Annotated in this window: 14 protein-coding genes, 2 tRNA genes and 1 pseudogene; 4 read left to right on the top strand and 13 right to left on the bottom strand. The window is 63.1% G+C overall.

Features of this window, described 5'->3' with window-relative positions; all coding sequences use genetic code 11:
- Positions 1 to 21 precede the first annotated feature (21 nt).
- From rplI to rnr, 6 genes are all read right to left on the bottom strand, one after another.
- Entirely contained in the window at positions 22 to 468 is a 447-nt protein-coding gene (gene rplI / locus CAG34_RS03170) for a 50S ribosomal protein L9 (RefSeq protein ID WP_003249568.1), read from the bottom strand.
- Between the two features lie 20 nt (positions 469 to 488).
- Positions 489 to 1,352, bottom strand: a complete 864-nt coding sequence (locus CAG34_RS03165) for a hypothetical protein (RefSeq protein ID WP_003259010.1) — start codon at positions 1,350 to 1,352, stop codon at positions 489 to 491.
- A gap of 33 nt (positions 1,353 to 1,385) precedes the next feature.
- A complete protein-coding gene (gene rpsR / locus CAG34_RS03160) occupies positions 1,386 to 1,616 on the bottom strand; it encodes a 30S ribosomal protein S18 (RefSeq protein WP_003249563.1) in 231 nt (76 codons plus the stop codon).
- Between the two features lie 28 nt (positions 1,617 to 1,644).
- On the bottom strand, positions 1,645 to 2,070 hold the full coding sequence (gene rpsF, locus CAG34_RS03155; RefSeq protein ID WP_013974420.1) for a 30S ribosomal protein S6: 426 nt from the start codon (positions 2,068 to 2,070) through the stop codon (positions 1,645 to 1,647).
- 305 nt (positions 2,071 to 2,375) lie between these two features.
- Entirely contained in the window at positions 2,376 to 3,122 is a 747-nt protein-coding gene (gene rlmB, locus CAG34_RS03150) for a 23S rRNA (guanosine(2251)-2'-O)-methyltransferase RlmB (RefSeq protein WP_003259007.1), read from the bottom strand.
- Complete coding sequence (gene rnr, locus CAG34_RS03145; RefSeq protein WP_025340822.1) at positions 3,119 to 5,695, bottom strand: ribonuclease R; 2,577 nt, start codon at positions 5,693 to 5,695, stop codon at positions 3,119 to 3,121. The genes rlmB and rnr overlap by 4 nt, the downstream gene beginning before the upstream one ends.
- 271 nt (positions 5,696 to 5,966) lie before the next feature.
- Between rnr and CAG34_RS03140 the strand changes: the two genes are divergently transcribed.
- The 4 genes from CAG34_RS03140 (at position 5,967) to CAG34_RS03125 (ending at position 9,121) form a co-directional block, all read left to right on the top strand.
- A tRNA-Leu gene (locus tag CAG34_RS03140) sits at positions 5,967 to 6,053 on the top strand.
- Between the two features lie 88 nt (positions 6,054 to 6,141).
- Positions 6,142 to 6,228, top strand: a tRNA-Leu gene (locus CAG34_RS03135).
- Positions 6,229 to 6,542: 314 nt separating this feature from the next.
- Positions 6,543 to 7,556, top strand: a complete 1,014-nt coding sequence (locus tag CAG34_RS03130) for an extracellular solute-binding protein (RefSeq protein ID WP_013974422.1) — start codon at positions 6,543 to 6,545, stop codon at positions 7,554 to 7,556.
- A complete protein-coding gene (locus CAG34_RS03125; RefSeq protein ID WP_013974423.1) occupies positions 7,556 to 9,121 on the top strand; it encodes an iron ABC transporter permease in 1,566 nt (521 codons plus the stop codon). Before CAG34_RS03130 ends, CAG34_RS03125 begins: the two co-directional genes overlap by 1 nt.
- Before the next feature lie 102 nt (positions 9,122 to 9,223).
- Here the strand turns inward: CAG34_RS03125 and CAG34_RS03120 are convergent, their stop codons facing one another.
- The 7 genes and pseudogenes from CAG34_RS03120 to hflK all read right to left on the bottom strand — a co-directional run bounded on the left by CAG34_RS03120 (position 9,224) and on the right by hflK (position 17,017).
- The gene (locus CAG34_RS03120; protein ID WP_085587930.1) at positions 9,224 to 9,691 is read right to left on the bottom strand and encodes a DUF2867 domain-containing protein; all 468 of its coding nucleotides are present in this window, start codon (positions 9,689 to 9,691) and stop codon (positions 9,224 to 9,226) included.
- Positions 9,692 to 9,897: 206 nt separating this feature from the next.
- Positions 9,898 to 10,602 (bottom strand): methyl-accepting chemotaxis protein, encoded by a 705-nt coding sequence (locus CAG34_RS29365; RefSeq protein WP_371053067.1) that lies wholly within the window; start codon positions 10,600 to 10,602, stop codon positions 9,898 to 9,900.
- Positions 10,603 to 10,803: 201 nt separating this feature from the next.
- A pseudogene (locus CAG34_RS29360) lies at positions 10,804 to 10,944 on the bottom strand (hypothetical protein); the annotation flags it as partial.
- A gap of 1,184 nt (positions 10,945 to 12,128) precedes the next feature.
- Positions 12,129 to 13,421, bottom strand: a complete 1,293-nt coding sequence (locus CAG34_RS03100) for an adenylosuccinate synthase (RefSeq protein ID WP_085587924.1) — start codon at positions 13,419 to 13,421, stop codon at positions 12,129 to 12,131.
- Between the two features lie 56 nt (positions 13,422 to 13,477).
- Positions 13,478 to 14,665, bottom strand: coding sequence for an ATP phosphoribosyltransferase regulatory subunit (locus CAG34_RS03095; RefSeq protein WP_085587922.1), 1,188 nt, complete (start codon positions 14,663 to 14,665; stop codon positions 13,478 to 13,480).
- A 301-nt stretch (positions 14,666 to 14,966) separates the two neighbouring features.
- Entirely contained in the window at positions 14,967 to 15,836 is an 870-nt protein-coding gene (gene hflC, locus CAG34_RS03090) for a protease modulator HflC (RefSeq protein WP_013974432.1), read from the bottom strand.
- A complete protein-coding gene (gene hflK / locus CAG34_RS03085) occupies positions 15,836 to 17,017 on the bottom strand; it encodes an FtsH protease activity modulator HflK (RefSeq protein ID WP_025340824.1) in 1,182 nt (393 codons plus the stop codon). The genes hflC and hflK overlap by 1 nt, the downstream gene beginning before the upstream one ends.
- Positions 17,018 to 17,056 lie beyond the last annotated feature (39 nt).

The raw sequence follows: 17,056 nt of genomic DNA, 5'->3' as shown, positions 1-17,056 counted from the left end.
GAGCCAGCCAGTCAGCGCAGCTTAGGCAGCTACAACGACCACGCGTACGGTGGCTTCAACGTCGCTGTGCAGGTGCACGGCTACGTCGTATTCGCCAACCTGACGGATGGTGCCGTTCGGCAGACGAACTTCAGCCTTGGCCACTTCAACGCCGGAGGCGGTCAGGGCGTCAGCGATGTCGTGGGTGCCGATCGAACCGAACAGCTTGCCTTCGTCGCCAGCGGTGGCAGTGATGGTCACTTCCAGCTCGGCCAGTTGGGCAGCGCGGCTTTCAGCCGAAGCTTTCTTGTCAGCAGCTGCTTTTTCCAGCTCGGCGCGACGCTCTTCGAACGCAGCCAGGTTGGCGGCGTTGGCAACGGTGGCCTTGCCGAATGGCAGCAGGAAGTTACGGCCGTAACCAGCCTTAACTTTTACTTTGTCGCCCAGGTTGCCCAGGTTAGCGACTTTTTCCAGCAGGATCAGTTCCATTTGGTAAAACCTCTTAACTTTTAACCTTCACCGTTCGCGGAGTCATTCCCCTTGGGGGACTTGCGACCGCGAAAATCAATCAGGCTGTCGACAATGGCCAAAACCACCAGCAACGGATAAATCAGCTGCATGATCAGCGGCAACGTCACGTACATGCCCACCAGCCAGAAACCGGCCAGTCGCCCCTGCGCCACCAGCCCGTGCATCAAGGCGATGCCGGCCAGCACCAGTACCAGGCTCGAGGCCGATGCCAGGACGATGAACTGCGGCCCGATGAACGGGGCCACCACCATCACTGCCACCAAGACCGCCATGGTCTGTTTCGGCAACTTCAGGGCGCGAAACTCGCGACCGAAGCCTCCAGGGTTGTACAACGCTGCCTGCCAGTAGCGCGCCAGCACCAGGGCCAGCACACTGAACAATTGCACCGTCACTGCTGTGGAAGCGACCAGCACAGGGCGGATCAGCTCACCGGAGAGCACCGGTTGCCCCTCGATTTTCGGCATGGCTTCGGCAAACGCCTTGGCCAGCACATCGAAGGTTTGCGCCAGCGCCAGATCGAGCACGAGGCTGAAAGCCACGGCGAACACGGCACTGACCAGCAACACCCGGCTCCAGGGATGCTCGGCGCGCAACAGCGCAGCCAGGCCCAGGGCACCCGCGATCACCAGAAAGGTGATGGGATCGCCCATGACCCACACGGCCAGCCCGGCCAGCAGGCCGCCGGCGATGACCGTTGTAGCATCCTTGAACCCACGCCGCAGCAGCACAAGGCTGCCGGCAGCGGCACTCAACCAGAACAGCAGCGGCAGTACCGCGCTGATGACCACCACCAGGGTGGCCTGCACACGACCGCGCATGATGAAACTTGCTAACGCTCGCATGCTAATCCCTTACTGCTTGTCGACGACCCGGTCTCAGCGGCCGTGGCTGTCGGTGTAGGGCAGCAGGGCCAGGAAGCGGGCGCGCTTGATAGCGGTAGCCAGCTGACGCTGATAACGAGCTTTGGTACCGGTGATACGGCTTGGAACGATCTTGCCGGTTTCGGATACGTAAGCTTTCAGGGTGTTGAGATCTTTGAAGTCGATCTCTTTCACGTCTTCAGCAGTGAAGCGGCAGAATTTACGACGACGGAAGAAACGTGCCATTTAATAGGCTCCTCTAAAGGTCCGTGGATTACTCGTCAGCGTTATCGCTGGAGTCGCTGTCATTGCTGTCGTCGCCGTCGGCGGATTCAGCATGCTCAGGACGCTCACGACGCTCACGGCGCTCGCTGCGGTTTTCTTCAGCCTTCAGCATCTCGGACTGGCCGGTAACGGCTTCGTCGCGACGGATGACCAGGTTACGGATAACGGCATCGTTGTAGCGGAAGTTGTCTTCCAGCTCGGCCAGGGCCTTGCCGGTGCACTCAACGTTCAGCATCACGTAGTGAGCCTTGTGAACATTGTTGATTGCGTAGGCCAGTTGACGACGGCCCCAGTCTTCCAGGCGGTGGATCTTGCCACCATCTTCTTCGATCAGCTTGGTGTAACGCTCAACCATGCCGCCGACTTGCTCGCTCTGGTCCGGGTGAACCAGGAAGATGATTTCGTAATGACGCATGAATGCTCCTTACGGGTTAGTAGTCTGCCAGCGAATCTGGTCAGACAAGGAGTGAATGACACTGTATGTCTTGCACGGAGGGGAGGCACATGTGCGCCTGCCAGCTCGGCAAGGGGCGCAATTGTAGAGAAGGCGAGGCGTACAAGCAAGGTGATTGGTGAATATTTGAACAGCCAAAACACATTATTCCTGCACTGACCCTATCGCTGGCAAGCCAGCTCCCACAGGATCGCCACAGGTGCTGAACCTTGTGGTGCACCTGTGGGAGCCGGCTTGCCGGCGATAGGGCCGGTACAGGCCGAAGATCAGCGCTTGGCCTGACGCTGACGCACAGCCTCGAACAGGCACACGCCTGTCGCCACCGACACGTTCAGGCTGCTGACACTACCGCCCATCGGCAACTTCACCAGGAAATCGCAATGCTCGCGGGTCAGCCGGCGCATGCCCTTGCCTTCCGCGCCCATGATCATCACCAGCGGCCCGGTCAGGTCCTGCTGGTAGATTTCCTGTTCGGCCTCGCCGGCGGTACCTACCACCCACAGGCCACGCTGCTGCAGTTTTTCCAAGGTGCGCGCCAGGTTGGTCACGGCCACCAGCGGGATCACCTCCGCAGCGCCACAGGCCACCTTGCGCACGACCGGCGTCAGGGTTGCGGACTTGTCCTTGGGCACCACCACTGCCGTGGCACCGGCGGCATCGGCGGTACGCAGGCAGGCGCCAAGGTTGTGCGGGTCGGTCACGCCATCCAGCACCAGGATCAGCGGGGGTGTTTCGGTGCGTTCGAGCAATTCCTCGAGCATCAACTCGCCCCAGACCTGGCTCGGGCTCACCTCGGCGACCACACCCTGATGCACGCCCTCTACCCAGGCATCCATCTCACGGCGCTCGGCCTGGCCGACCGCCACGCGATTTTCCGCGGCCAGCGCCAGCAGCGCCTGCAGGCGCGGCTCGCTGCGCCCTTCCGACAGCCAGATCTGCTTGACCCGCTTCGGATGGTGCTGCAGCAATGCCTGCACGGCGTGCACGCCGTAGATCTTTTCCAGCTGACTCATGACTTGCTCTTGCTCTTGCGTGGCGCGCCGGACTTCGACGGGCCTTTACGGTGCTTGGTCGGCTTGCCGGAGGCCTTGCCACCCTTGTCCGACTTGCTGCTGGCATGGCCGCCACTGCGCGCCTCGCTCATCAGCGCCTTCTTCATTTCGCGGCTCTTGCGTACTTCGGCGTTACGCTGCACAGCGTCTTTCGGGAAGTACGCCTCGGCGGTCTCGCTCTTGCGGCTGCGCGGCTTCGGTGTGGCCTTGGCCTCGACCGGGGCCTGCTCGGCCTGGCCGGCAGCCGGTGCGGCACCACGTTGCTTGCGGCCGATCGGGGCGGCGAGGGTCTTTTCCGACACTTCGAAGTCGATCTTGCGCTCGTCGAGGTCGACGCGCATGACCTTGACCTCGATCGTGTCACCCAGGCGGAAGCTGCGCCCGGTACGCTCGCCAGACAGGCGGTGGTGCACCGGGTCGAAGTGGTAGTAGTCGCCCGGCAGCGCACTGACGTGCACCAGGCCTTCCACATAGATATCGGTCAGCTCGACGAACAGGCCGAAACCGGTCACCGCGGTGATCACACCCGGGAAAGTCTCGCCCACGCGGTCCTTCATGAACTCGCACTTGAGCCAGTTGACCACGTCACGGGTGGCTTCATCGGCCCGGCGCTCGGTCATCGAGCACTGCTCGCCAAGCTGCTCGAGGGTGTTCTCGTCGTACGGGTAGATGCGCGCCTTGGGGATGCTCATGGCGCCGGCACGCTTGACGTGCGGGGTTTCGACCCTGGAACGGATGATGCTGCGGATGGCGCGGTGCACCAGCAGGTCCGGGTAGCGACGGATCGGCGAGGTGAAGTGGGTGTACGCCTCGTAGTTCAGGCCGAAGTGGCCGTTGTTGTCGGTGCTGTACACCGCCTGGCTCAACGAACGCAGCATCACGGTCTGGATCAGGTGGAAGTCCGGGCGCCCGGCGATGCTCGCCAGCAGTGCCTGGTAATCCTTCGGCGACGGGTCCTTGCCCTTGTGCAGGGTCAGGCCCAGTTCGCCCAGGAAGGCGCGCAGCTTTTCCAGACGCTCTGGCGGCGGGCCGTCGTGCACGCGGTACAGGGCCGGCACGCCATGCTTCTGCAGGAACTCGGCGGTGGCCACGTTGGCCGCCAGCATGCATTCCTCGATCAGCTTGTGGGCGTCGTTGCGCACGGTCGGGCGGATTTCCGCGATCTTGCGCTCGTCACCGAAGATGATGCGGGTTTCCTGGGTCTCGAAGTCGATCGCGCCACGGGTGTGACGGGCCTCCACCAGCACCTTGTACAGGTTGTACAGGTTCTTCAGGTCCGGCACGACTGCCTTGTACTCCTCGCGCAGCGCCTTGCCCTCACGGGTGCGGGAGTGCTCGAGCATGCTGCTGACCTTGTTGTAGGTCAGGCGGGCGTGGGAGTGGATGACGCCTTCGTAGAACTGGTAGTCGACCATCTGGCCGGCTTTGTTCATGGTCATTTCGCAGACCATGGCCAGGCGATCGACATGCGGGTTCAGCGAGCACAGGCCGTTGGACAGCTCTTCGGGGAGCATCGGTACCACGCGCTCGGGGAAGTACACCGAGTTGCCGCGCTGCTGGGCCTCGACGTCCAGGGCCGAGCCCAGGCGCACGTAGCTGGACACGTCGGCAATGGCCACATACAGGCGCCAGCCACCGGAGAACAGGCGCAGCTTGCCCAGCGGTTCGCAATAGACGGCGTCGTCGAAGTCACGGGCGTCCTCGCCGTCGATGGTGACGAACGGCAGGTGGCGCAGGTCGACGCGCTTCTCCTTGTCCTTCTCTTCGACTTCGGAGCGGAACTTGCGCGCTTCCTTGATCACGTCCTTGGGCCAGACGTGCGGGATATCGTAGCTGCGCAGGGCAACGTCGATTTCCATGCCCGGCGCCATGTAGTTGCCGATGACCTCGACCACATCGCCTTGCGGCTGGAAGCGCGGAGTCGGCCAGTGGGTGATCTTGATCTCGACGAACTGGCCGATCTTGGCACCGCCGTTGCGCCCGGCGGTGACCAGCACTTCCTGCTGGATCTTCGGGTTGTCCGGGGTCACGTAGCCGATACCGCCTTCTTCGAAGTAACGGCCGACCACGCTTTCGTGGGCACGGGAGATGATTTCGACCAGCACGCCTTCACGGCGGCCACGGCGGTCGACGCCGGATACGCGGGCCAGGCCGCGGTCACCGTCGAACACCAGGCGCATCTGCGACGGGCTGAGGAACAGATCTTCGCTGCCGTCGTCCGGAATAAGGAAGCCGAAGCCATCGCGGTGACCGGAGACGCGACCGCAGATCAGGTCCAGCTTGTCTACCGGGGCATAAGTGCCGCGCCGGGTATAGATAAGCTGGCCATCGCGCTCCATTGCACGCAGTCGGCGGCGCAGGGCTTCGATCTGGTCTTCGTCGTAAAGACCGAACTCGGCCGCCAGCTCCTCGCGTGCGGCCGGTTCGCCACGGTCGGCGAGGCGCTGCAGGATCAGCTCACGGCTGGGAATGGGGTTGTCGTATTTTTCCGCTTCGCGAGCGGCCTCGGGATCGAGGGATTGCCAATCGGCCATCAGAAGGGGTTCACCTTGGGGTATATAGATAGGAATTCTGGCATAGGCGTATTGAAACCGGAAATGTCAGCCTTGGACAGCCCCACCGGCGCCTCCGGCGAGCAGGAATAGGCCTGCGGAATCAACAAGTTGAATTTTTTGAAATTTTTTTCGCTTGGGGGGTTTACAGCCCCCCGGACCGTCCGTATAGTGCGCACCACAACGACGGACAACCCCGAAGTTGTAGTAGAGATGAGCGGCGCTGTAAAGCATCAAGTAATCTCGAATGTGTGCCCAGGTGGCGGAATTGGTAGACGCGCTGGTTTCAGGTATCAGTGGCTTAACGGCCGTGGAAGTTCGAGTCTTCTCCTGGGCACCAAATATTTTCAAGTAACAGATGACCAAGGATCTGTTACTACTGTGTGAAAGCGAACGATAGTCGCCTTCTCCAGATGATGTAAAGCTTTGCCCAGGTGGCGGAATTGGTAGACGCGCTGGTTTCAGGTATCAGTGACTTAACGGTCGTGGAAGTTCGAGTCTTCTCCTGGGCACCATACAAAAACCCACTAGCTTGCTAGTGGGTTTTTTCTTGCCTGCGATTTTTGTATCCCCCCTCTTTCGGTCATAGGTGCAAACCTGTGCCAGCCTCTTCGCGGCTAAAGCCGCTCCCACAGGTATTTCACCCCCCTCAAGACCTGTGATGCCCCTGTGGGAGCGGGTTTACCCGCGAAGAGGCCAGCACAGCCAACACACCTTCAGCCTCTTGCACCATGGTCTGACCATGAATTTCTCGTCACCCGGCCACTTGAGAAACGATTTCGTTTACCATTGTTTCCAAATATGTAGCCGTAAGCGAGGAAGTACCCGCATGACGATCCGCCCGCAACCGCTGATGCGTACCTTGGCCGCCGCCGTGCTGAGCCTGGCCATCGGCGCCCCGGCCGCCATGGCAGACGCACCGGTCACCCTGACCATGTACAACGGTCAGCACAAGGAAATCGGCGAGGCCATCGCCAAGGCCTACGAGGCCAAGACCGGCATCCACATCGATATCCGCAAGGGCAGCAGCAACCAGCTGGCCAGCCAGATCATCGAGGAAGGCGAACGCTCGCCGGCCGACATCATCTATACCGAAGAGTCCCCTCCCCTGAACAACTTGGGCGAACTGGGCCTGCTGGCGAAGATCGACGACGCCACCGCGAACATGATGCCCAAGGAGTACGTTGGTGCCAACGGCACCTGGATGGGCATCACCGCCCGTACGCGCATCGTCGTGTTCAACCCGAAGAAGGTCGACGAGAAAGACCTGCCGACCACAGTGATGGACTTTGCCAACCCTGAGTGGGAAGGCCGTGTCGGCTATGTGCCCACCAGCGGCGCCTTCCAGGAACAGGCTGTGGCCATCCTGAAGATGCACGGGCGAGAAGCCACCGAAGAATGGCTGACCGGCCTGAAGGCATTCGGCAAGACCTACACCAACAACATGGTCGCCCTCAAAGCCGTGGAAAAAGGCGAAGTGGCTGCGGTACTGGTGAACAACTACTACTGGTATGCGCTGGAGCGCGAGCGCGGCAAGCTGGACACCAAGCTCTACTACCTGGCCGATGGCGATGCCGGCAACCTGGTCACCATTTCCGGTGCAGCCGTGGTCAAGGCCAGCAAACACCCGAAAGAAGCCCAGGCCCTGCTCAACTGGATGGCCAGCGAAGAAGGCCAGCGCGTGATCACCCAGACTACCGCCGAGTACCCGCTGCACAAAGGCATGGTCTCCGACCGTGGCCTGAAGCCGTTCGAAGACCTGCGCCCACCGAAGATCTCACCAGCCGACCTGGGCAATGCCGAGGAAGCGATCGAGCTTGAGCGCGAGGTCGGCCTGCTCTGATGACTGCCGCCCTGTCCGAGCCGGTGCCGGTACGCTTCGTACCGCGCCGCAAGCGCCCCTCTGTCTGGGTGGTGCTGCCTGTGCTGTTCCTGGTGGCGATGAGCTTGCTGCCTTTGCTGTACGTTGCCATGAAAGCCTGGGAGGCCGGCTGGCGCGAAGCCTTGCACCTGCTGTGGCGGCCGTTTGTCTGGGGGCTGATGCGCAACACCCTGATGCTGATGGTCGGGGTGACGCTGACCTGCATGGTGGTCGGCCTGGCCCTGGCCTGGCTGCTTGAGCGCAGCAACCTGGCCGGCCGTCGGCTGTGGGGCGTGGTGCTGTGCCTGCCGTTCGCCGTGCCGTCGTTCGTCAGCAGCTTCACCTGGGTGTCGCTGAGCTCGGACTTCGAAGGGCTGGGCGGGGCGATCATGGTCATGGCCCTGTCCAAGTACCCACTGGTGTTCCTGCCGGTGGCCGCGACCCTGCGCAATCTCGATACCTCGCTGGAGGAATCGGCACGTACGCTGGGCTGCAGCCGCTGGGGCGTATTCATCAAGGTCACCCTGCCGCTGCTATGGCCATCGATGCTGGGCGGCGCGCTGCTGATCGCCCTGCACATGCTGGTAGAGTTCGGTGCCTTGTCGATCCTCGGCCTGCAAACCTTCACCACGGCGATTTACCAGCAGTTCGAACTGGAGTTCAGCAATGCCAACGCGGCCATGCTGTCCGCCGTACTGTTGGCGATGTGCCTGGTGATGCTGTGGCTTGAACTGCGGGTACGCGGCAAAGCCCGTCATGTGCGCATCGGCCAGGGTGTGGCGCGGCGAGCACAGCCGGTGCGGCTGCGTGGCTGGGCAGTGCTGGCGCAACTGTTCTGCGTGGGCCTGGCAGTGTTGGGCAGCGGTATTCCGCTGGCCATGCTCGGCTACTGGTTGAGCGTGGGTTCATCGGCGGCATTCCCTGTGGCAGCCATTTCCAAGGCGCTGTTCACCTCATTGTCGGTGTCGCTGGGGGGTGCCGGTTTCTGCGTGTTGCTAGCCCTGCCAATCAGCTTCCTGGTGGTGCGCTACAAGGGCCGCCTGGCAATTTGGGCCGAGCGCCTGCCATACCTGTTGCACGCCCTGCCCGGCCTGGTGATTGCCCTGACCCTGGTGTTCTTCGCCCTGCATTACGTGCCGGCGCTGTACCAGACCACGGCACTGTTGCTGCTGGCCTATGCGCTGCTGTTCCTGCCGCTGGCGCAGTCGCCGGTGCGCACCGCACTGAACAAGGCTTCACCTACCCTGGAGGAAGCGGCACGGACCTTGGGCGCGAGCAGCTTTGCCGCGTTCTGCCGGGTGACCCTGCCGATCATCTTCCCGGCCATGGCGGCAGCCTTTGCCCTGGTGTTCCTGGATGCCATGAAGGAACTGACAGCTACCTTGCTGCTCAGCCCGACCGGCATGACCACCCTGGCCACCGAGGTGTGGGCGCACACGGCCAACGTCGAGTTCGCGGCGGCAGCGCCTTATGCGGCGTTGTTGATCGTAGTGTCGGGGTTGCCGGTGTATCTGCTGACTACGCGGATGTATCTGAACAAGGCTTGATCCGCGTCGCCTTCATCGCCGGCAAGCCAGCTCCCACAGGTACCGCGCCGCCCTTAGGCCTGTGCAGTACCTGTGGGAGCTGGCTTGCCGGCGATGAGGCCATCAGATGTTACGCAGCATCCGGCGGACGATTGGCCCATGCGCCTTGCCGACAGGCAGCATGTAGAGGCGGCCGAAGCGGTTGAAACACTGTACCGAGGTGGTCACGCTCAAACGCTGCTGGCCATCCTTCTGCTCATCCAGATCCATGCTCACCATCACCGCCAGGTGCGTGTCACGCGAGGTCGGGACCAATTGCTGGTCGCTGATTGCCTCGACCAGGAAAAAGTCCAGATGCTCACCCACTGCCGGCAAACGTTCGGGGCTGCGCGATGAGAAACCGTGGATAGCAGTGACATTGAAGCGGCGCGAGATGAAATCGCGCAGGCGAAAGGCTTTGGCCAGCCAGCCTGGGACGTCCGAAGTCATGGCGCAGTAGGCCTGGAGAGCGGTCATTGGCGCGCTGACATGCACGCTGTCGCAATGGAGGAAATCCAGGGCGGCCGGGGCGGCGACCAGTTGAGCTGACATGAACAACTCCGTTTGCCATGTGTCGTTGCCATCATAGCAACACTGCACCGCCAAAACTCGATGGCCTTGCACAAGTGCAGAAGCTTGCACTTGCCCTGTGGGAGCGGGTTAACCCGCGAACACCGGCGGAGCCGGTGCCATACACCGCGCCGTCTTCTTCGCGGGTGAACCCGCTCCCACAGGGATTGCGATTCACTTGCGAATTTCTATGCCCTGAATTGTCCCAGGCTGGCACGCAGCTGTGCCGCCAGGTCATCCAGCACCTTGCTGCTGGCGGTGGTCTGCATCACCACCTCGGCCGAGCGTTCGGCCTGGGCGTGTATGGTTTCCACCCGTCCACGCACTGCCTGCGCCCCGCTCGCCTGCTGTTCGGCCGCCCGGGTGGCCAGGCCGATGGCCGCGTGCACCTGCTCCACCGCTGCCTGCACCGACTGCTGGCGGCGCTCGTTGTCACGCAGCACCAGCAGCCCTTCGCTGGCCTTGAGCCCGGCCTGGCTGATGGTGGCCACGGCCTCCTTGGCCCCCTTCTGCAGCGCGGCGATATGCGCCTGGATATCTCCCGTGGAACTTTGCGTCTTGCTCGCCAGCGCCCGCACCTCATCGGCCACGACGGCAAACCCGCGCCCGGTTTCGCCAGCACGGGCGGCTTCGATGGCCGCGTTCAAGGCCAGCAGGTTGGTCTGTTCGGCAATGCCGTGGATAACCGTCAGCACCACTTCGATCTGCTCGCTCTGCTTGGCCAGGCGCTCGATCACCTGGGAGCCGGCCTCCACCTGCCCGGCCAGGTTTTCGATCAAACCAGCTAGCTGGGTCGATGTGCGGCTGTTTTCGTCAGTTGCCTGGCGGATATCCACCACCTGCTGCAGGGCTGCCTGCATCGCGTGGCTTTCAGCCTGGGCCTCGTCGGCCATGCTCGACAGGTCGCGCAGGCTGGCTGCCACTTCATCGCGTTGCAGCGCAGCGGCAGCATCGGCGCCGGCATTGCGCTGGGCCATCGCGCCAATCTCAACGCCGGTGCGCTGCGCCACCTCGCCCGCCTCGCGCACGATGGGTTGCAGCTTGTCGACAAAGCGGTTCACCGCCGAAGCCATATCGCCAATTTCGTCGCGGCTGTCGAGGGGCACACGCTTGGTCAGGTCGCCTTCGCCAGCCGCCAGGTCATCGAGGGCGGCAATCAGCAGGCGCAGCTTGCTCAGCACTCGGCGACCAAGTACCACAGCCACCACCACCAGCACACCCAGGCCGACCAGCATCAGGCCCAGGCCGATACGCCAGCGCAGTTCGGCGGCAGCATCACGCACGGTCTGTGCGGTATTGGCCTGCATCGCGGCTGCGCTGCCCTGCGCCTTTTCAAGGCGCTCGCGCAAGGTCTTGCCACTGTCGGCTGCAGCACCGACCAGGCTGTCGCCGACCAGTTGCTCGCCGCTGGCGATCAGTGCGGCGAAGCGCTGGTCGAGGGCCTTGAGCTCCTGGTCGATGCCGGCGGTGGAAACGCCCATCACCACCTTGCCGATTTCTGCACCATTGGGGTTGATCGAGGCCTCGACGAAGTACACCGCCGGGTCGCGCCGGGCCGCGTCGATCACCTTGTCCAGCGCACGCTCGCCCTGGCCTTTGTCCATCAATGCCTGGTTGATCGGGTTTTGCCGGTTCAGGTAGCGAGTCAGGTGCTGGCCCTGGGCGTCGTCGTAGACCACGAACAGCACGTTAGGGTTGCGCTGGGCACGCCGGGCGAAGTCGGAGAGCACCGGCACGTCGTTGTCCCATATCGCCCGCGGTGCGACCGACGCCAGCAGCTCGGCCATATCGTTGGCGGAGTCCTTGAGGTTCTTTTCCAACGTGCTGCGCAGCTGCTGCTGCTCGCTTTGCAGGCGCGCCGACAAACCTGCGCTCAAGCGCTGGCGGGTGCTGCTGGAGAGGCTGTCGAGGCCTGAGCGCACGTCTTGCCCGGCTTGCTCCAGCTCACTGGCGAGCTGGCGGCTGTCATTGCCCAGGCGTTCGCCCAGGTCGGCTTCCAAGGCGGTGACCGTGCTTCGGGTAAGCGCAACGGCGACCAGCACCTGCACCAAAAGAGCGATACCAAGGGCAACAAACACAGGCCGCAAAAGGCGGCTTCGTAACAGTGAGAGGATGGCAGACACGGTGTAACCCTCGTGTTTTCTGGCGCCACTATTTTGATGGCATCTTCAGAAACTTCTTACAGCAAGGGTTGTGCCGGGGGCAGCAGGGATAAGTGCCAAGGTTCAGCAATGGGTTTTCCTGTACTGGCCTCTTCGCGGGCTTGCCCGCTCCCACAGGTACTCCACATGTCTTGAGGCCTGTGGTGTACCTGTGGGAGCTGGCTTGCCGGCGATAGGGCCGGGACAGGCATACCCCACAAATGAAAACGCCGCAGCCCCTTTCAGGGCCACGGCGTCAGATCAGCCTGGAAGGCAGATCAGGCGAACGGATGACGCAGAACGATGGTCTCGTTGCGGTCCGGGCCGGTGGAGATGATGTCGATCGGCGCGCCGATCAGCTCTTCGATGCGCTTGATGTAGGCGCGAGCGTTGGCTGGCAGATCTTCCAGGGTTTTCACGCCCAGGGTCGACTCGCTCCAGCCTGGCATCTCTTCGTACACCGGCTCCAGGCCGATGTAGCTGTCGGCATCGGAAGGCGCGTCGATGACGGCACCGTTCTCGTTCTTGTAGCCAACGCAGATGTTGATGGTTTCCAGGCCATCCAGTACGTCCAGCTTGGTCAGGCAGATGCCCGAGATGCTGTTGACGTCGATGGCGCGGCGCAGGATCACGGCATCGAACCAGCCGCAACGGCGCGCACGGCCGGTGGTGGAGCCGAACTCATGGCCACGCTTGGCCAGGGTAGCGCCAGTCTCGTCGAACAGTTCGGTCGGGAACGGACCGGAACCTACGCGAGTGGTGTAGGCCTTGGTGATACCCAGGATGTAGTCCAGGTACATCGGGCCAACGCCAGAACCGGTGGAGATACCGCCAGCGGTGGTGTTGGAGCTGGTGACGTACGGGTAGGTACCGTGGTCGATGTCCAGCAACGAGCCCTGGGCACCTTCGAACATGATGTCCTTGCCGGCGCGACGCAGGTTGTGCAGCTCGGCGGTGACGTCGAGCATCATCGGCTTGAGCTGTTCGGCGTAGGCCATGCATTCGTCCAGGGTCTGCTGGAAGTCGATGGCTGGCTCTTTGTAGTAGTTCACCAGCTGGAAGTTGTGGTAGTCCAGCAGCTCACCCAGCTTGGCGGCGAAACGCTCGCGGTGGAACAGGTCGCCCACGCGCAGGCCGCGGCGTGCGACCTTGTCTTCGTAGGCTGGGCCGATACCACGGCCGGTGGTGCCGATCTTGGCTTCGCCACGGGCTTTTTCGCGGGCCTGGTCCAGGGCAACGTGGTACGACAGGATCAGCGGCGCAGCCGGACTGATGCGCAGGCGCTCGCGCACTGGCACGCCCTTCTCTTCCAGCTTGGTGATTTCACGCATCAGGGCATCCGGGGCAACGACCACGCCGTTGCCGATCAGGCACTGTACGCCTTCACGCAGGATACCGGACGGAATCAGGTGCAGAACGGTCTTTTCACCGTTGATCACCAGGGTGTGACCCGCGTTGTGGCCACCCTGGTAGCGCACTACGGCGGCAGCATGTTCGGTCAGCAGATCGACGATCTTGCCTTTGCCCTCATCACCCCACTGGGTGCCCAGGACGACGACATTCTTACCCATTACATTGGTCCTCATTCACGCAAACTTGGTTGCCGGCCTACTGCCGGCGCAGAAACTCACTGGGCCAGCGGCAGAACCTGCCAGCGCCCGTCTTGCTGAATCAATTGCCGATCACAATCCGCCTCGAGAGCAGCACTCAACGGCTGGCCAGGCAGGGCCTGGACCACACGCTGGCCCTCGTTGCGCAACTGGCAGACTTGCTGCCAGAGGGCCGCGTCGCCACTGTCCGGCATCCAGATGCCGCCATTTGGCAATACGACCTCCGCTCGCCCCAGTGTGACCAGGGTCTTCAAATCCGTGGAGAAACCGGTGGCCGGGCGGGCCCGGCCGAAATCGGCGCCGATGTCGTCATAGCGCCCGCCCTGGGCGATCGATTGACCTTCGCCCGGCACGAACACGGCGAACACCACGCCAGTGTGATAGTGGTAACCGCGCAGCTCGCCGAGGTCGAAGTACAGCGGCAGGTCCGGGAAGCGCGACGCCAGGCGATCGGCGATCGCCAGCAGGTCGTCCAGCGCCGCCAGCACGCTGGCCGGGGCACGGCCCAGGCGCACGCGGGCTTCGGCCAGCACTTCGCGGCCACCGCACAGCTCGACCAGCGCGCGCAGCATGTTGCCCAGGTCCTTCGGCAGGTCGGCGGTCAGCACCTGAACTTCGTCCACGGCCTTGCGCTGCAGGGCGTCGAACAGCTGCTGCTCGACCGCACCGGACAGGCCGGCAGCACGGGCCAGGCCGCGGTAGATACCGACGTGGCCGAGGTCCATGTGCACATCCGGCACATCGGTCAGCTGCAGCGTGGCGAGCATCAGGCTGATGACTTCGACATCGCTGGTGGGGCTGGCGTCGCCGTACAGCTCGGCACCCAGCTGGATCGGGCTGCGCGAGGTGGACAAGGCACGCGGCTGGGCGTGCAGCACGCTGCCGGCATAGCACAGGCGGCTCGGGCCTTCACGGCGCAGGGTGTGGGCGTCGATACGCGCCACCTGCGGGGTGAAGTCGGCGCGGAAGCCCATCAGGCGGCCGGACTGCGGGTCCACTACCTTGAAGGTGCGCTGATCCAGGTCCTGGCCGGCGCCGGTGAGCAGCGACTCCAGGTACTCGATATGCGGGGTGACGACCAGTTCGTAGCCCCAACTCTGGAACAGGTCCAACACCTGGCGGCGCGCGATCTCGATACGCGCAGCCTCAGGTGGCAGTACTTCCTCGATGCCATCTGGCAGCAGCCAGCGGTCTACCGTTGCCATTACGCCATTTCCCCTCTGGTCCGGGCGGCTTGCCAGCAGGCTAGCCGTCAGTAAAGCCGGTATCGCGCACAGCAGCGGGCAGCACTGATCCCAGCGCAGCCACCGTACCCGACACCCTCGAATTGCCTTGCGACCTGACCAAACCGTCAACTGGCGGTTTGCCAATCAACCTTGCAGACGCAAAAAAGCCGGGAAATTTCCCGGCTGCCTCATCATACACCCCTTTTCATTCAGGATGCACCCCGCCTGGTGTTTTAGCTGCCAGGCGGGGCGCCGCTGCATGAAAATCAGGGCCTGAGCATCACGGCCTGCTCTTGTCCAGGAAGCGGAAGAACTCGTTCTTCGGGTCCAGGACCAGCACGTCGCTCTTGCTCGAGAAGCTCTCGCGGTACGCCTGCAGGCTACGGTAGAACGCATAGAAATCAGCGTCCTGGGTGTAGGCCTTGGCGTAGATGGCGGCCGCCTGGGCGTCGCCGTCACCGCGGGTTTCCTCTGCTTCGCGATAGGCCTCAGCCAGCAATACGCGGCGCTGACGGTCGGCATCGGCACGGATACCTTCAGCCAGCTCGTTACCCTTGGCGCGGTGCTCGCGGGCTTCACGCTCACGCTCGGTGCTCATGCGGTCGAACACGCTGCGGTTGACTTCCTTCGGCAGGTCGATGGCCTTGACGCGCACGTCGACCACCTCGATACCCAGCTCCTTGGCGGCCATGCGGTTCAGCGAAGCAGTGATGTCAGCCATCAGCGCGTCACGTTCACCGGAAACCACTTCGTGCAGGGTACGTTTACCGAACTGGTCACGCAGGCCGCTTTCCAGACGACGCGACAGACGCTCGTCGGCGATCTGCTTCATGCCGGATGTGGCGGTGTAGAAGCGTTCGGCGTCCTTGACGCGCCACTTGGCGTAGGCGTCGACCATCACCGCTTTCTTCTCCAGGGTCAGGAACCGCTGGGTCGGGGCGTCGAGGGTCATCAGGCGGGCGTCGAACTTGCGCACCTGGTTCACGTACGGAATCTTCACGTGCATGCCCGGCTGGACATCCGCCTGGACCACCTTACCGAAGCGCAGCAGTACCGCACGTTCGGTCTGGGACACGATGTAGAAGCTGTTCCAGGCCACGATGGCCAGGACCACGGCGGCGATCAGGGCGATCAGCGATCTGTTGCTCATCAGCGGCTCTCCCTAGTGCGCAGCGGCTGCTGTTGCTGTTGCAGGTCCTGCGCCGCACGCGCGGCCGCATCGTTGACCGATGGCGACACACTGGCGGTCGGCGCGGACGGGTTGCGGCTGCCTTCGACCATCTTGTCCAGCGGCAGGTAGAGCAGGTTGTTCTGCCCGTCCTTGGTCGCCACCATGACCTTGCTCGAATTGCTGTAGACCTCTTGCATGGTCTCCAGGTACAGACGCTGACGGGTCACGTCAGGTGCCTTGCGGTATTCGGCGACCAGCTTGGTGAAGCGGTCGGCCTCACCCTTGGCGCGGGCGATGACTTCGTCGCGGTAACCGTTGGCGTCCTCGATGATGCGCTGGGCCTGACCACGGGCTTCCGGCACCACGCCATTGGCGTAGGACTCGGCCTGGTTGCGGGCACGCTGCTCGTCTTCGCGGGCACGGATCACATCGTCGAAGGCTTCCTGCACTTCACGCGGGGCTGCCGCGCTCTGCACGTTGACCTGGGTAACGCTGATACCGGTGCGGTAGGTGTCGAGGAAGCGCTGCAGGCGCTCGCGGATATCCACGGCCATCTGCTCGCGGCCTTCGGTCAGCACCTGGTCCATCGAGGTGGAACCCACCACGTGGCGCAGGGCACTGTCGGTCGCGTGCTGCAGGCTGACCTCAGGCTGGTCGACGTTGAGCACGAAGTCCTGCAGGTTGCTGATCTTGTACTGGACGGTCAGCGGTACCTCGACGATGTTCTCGTCTTCGGTCAGCATCTGGCCCTGCTTGGTGTAGGCACGCTCGCGCGTGACGTTCTCCATGTACTTGCGATCGATCGGCGGGAAGTAGATGTTCAGGCCGGGACCGACCGTCTCATAGTACTTGCCGAAGCGCAGCACCACGGCCTGCTCCTGCTCGTCGACCACGTACACGGCGCTGTACAGCCAGATAGCAGCCAGCACAGCCAGGCCGATGCCCAGCAGGCCCAGGCCACCGCCCTTGCCGACATTGCGGTCACCGCCGCCACGTTTCTTGCCACTGCCGAACATGCCGTTCAGGCTGTCCTGCAATTTGCGGAAGGCCTCGTCCAGGTCCGGTGGACCTTTCTTGTCACCACCGCCGCCACCGCCATTCCGGCGACCGCCCCAGGGATCCTGATTGTTCGAGTTGCCACCCGGCTCGTTCCAAGCCATAGCGCTCTCCATCTGATAAAGCAAAGACGCGCCCACGGC

Origin of the sequence: Pseudomonas sp. B14(2017), assembly GCF_002113255.1 — a bacterium.
GTDB classification, from domain to species: Bacteria; Pseudomonadota; Gammaproteobacteria; order Pseudomonadales; family Pseudomonadaceae; genus Aquipseudomonas; species Aquipseudomonas putida_Z.
This window is presented reverse-complemented; position numbering and strand designations above follow the sequence as displayed.

Coding starts and splice junctions, on each gene's coding strand:
- hflC (WP_013974432.1), bottom strand. CDS start 15,836: ATGAGCAACAGATCGCTGATCGCCCTGATCGCCGCCGTGGTCCTGGCC.
- CAG34_RS29365 (WP_371053067.1), bottom strand. CDS start 10,602: ATGGCCGACGAGGCCCAGGCTGAAAGCCACGCGATGCAGGCAGCCCTG.
- rnr (WP_025340822.1), bottom strand. CDS start 5,695: ATGGCCGATTGGCAATCCCTCGATCCCGAGGCCGCTCGCGAAGCGGAA.
- CAG34_RS03120 (WP_085587930.1), bottom strand. CDS start 9,691: ATGTCAGCTCAACTGGTCGCCGCCCCGGCCGCCCTGGATTTCCTCCAT.
- rlmB (WP_003259007.1), bottom strand. CDS start 3,122: ATGAGTCAGCTGGAAAAGATCTACGGCGTGCACGCCGTGCAGGCATTG.
- rpsF (WP_013974420.1), bottom strand. CDS start 2,070: ATGCGTCATTACGAAATCATCTTCCTGGTTCACCCGGACCAGAGCGAG.
- hflK (WP_025340824.1), bottom strand. CDS start 17,017: ATGGCTTGGAACGAGCCGGGTGGCAACTCGAACAATCAGGATCCCTGG.
- CAG34_RS03130 (WP_013974422.1), top strand. CDS start 6,543: ATGACGATCCGCCCGCAACCGCTGATGCGTACCTTGGCCGCCGCCGTG.
- CAG34_RS03125 (WP_013974423.1), top strand. CDS start 7,556: ATGACTGCCGCCCTGTCCGAGCCGGTGCCGGTACGCTTCGTACCGCGC.
- rplI (WP_003249568.1), bottom strand. CDS start 468: ATGGAACTGATCCTGCTGGAAAAAGTCGCTAACCTGGGCAACCTGGGC.
- CAG34_RS03100 (WP_085587924.1), bottom strand. CDS start 13,421: ATGGGTAAGAATGTCGTCGTCCTGGGCACCCAGTGGGGTGATGAGGGC.
- rpsR (WP_003249563.1), bottom strand. CDS start 1,616: ATGGCACGTTTCTTCCGTCGTCGTAAATTCTGCCGCTTCACTGCTGAA.
- CAG34_RS03165 (WP_003259010.1), bottom strand. CDS start 1,352: ATGCGAGCGTTAGCAAGTTTCATCATGCGCGGTCGTGTGCAGGCCACC.
- CAG34_RS03095 (WP_085587922.1), bottom strand. CDS start 14,665: ATGGCAACGGTAGACCGCTGGCTGCTGCCAGATGGCATCGAGGAAGTA.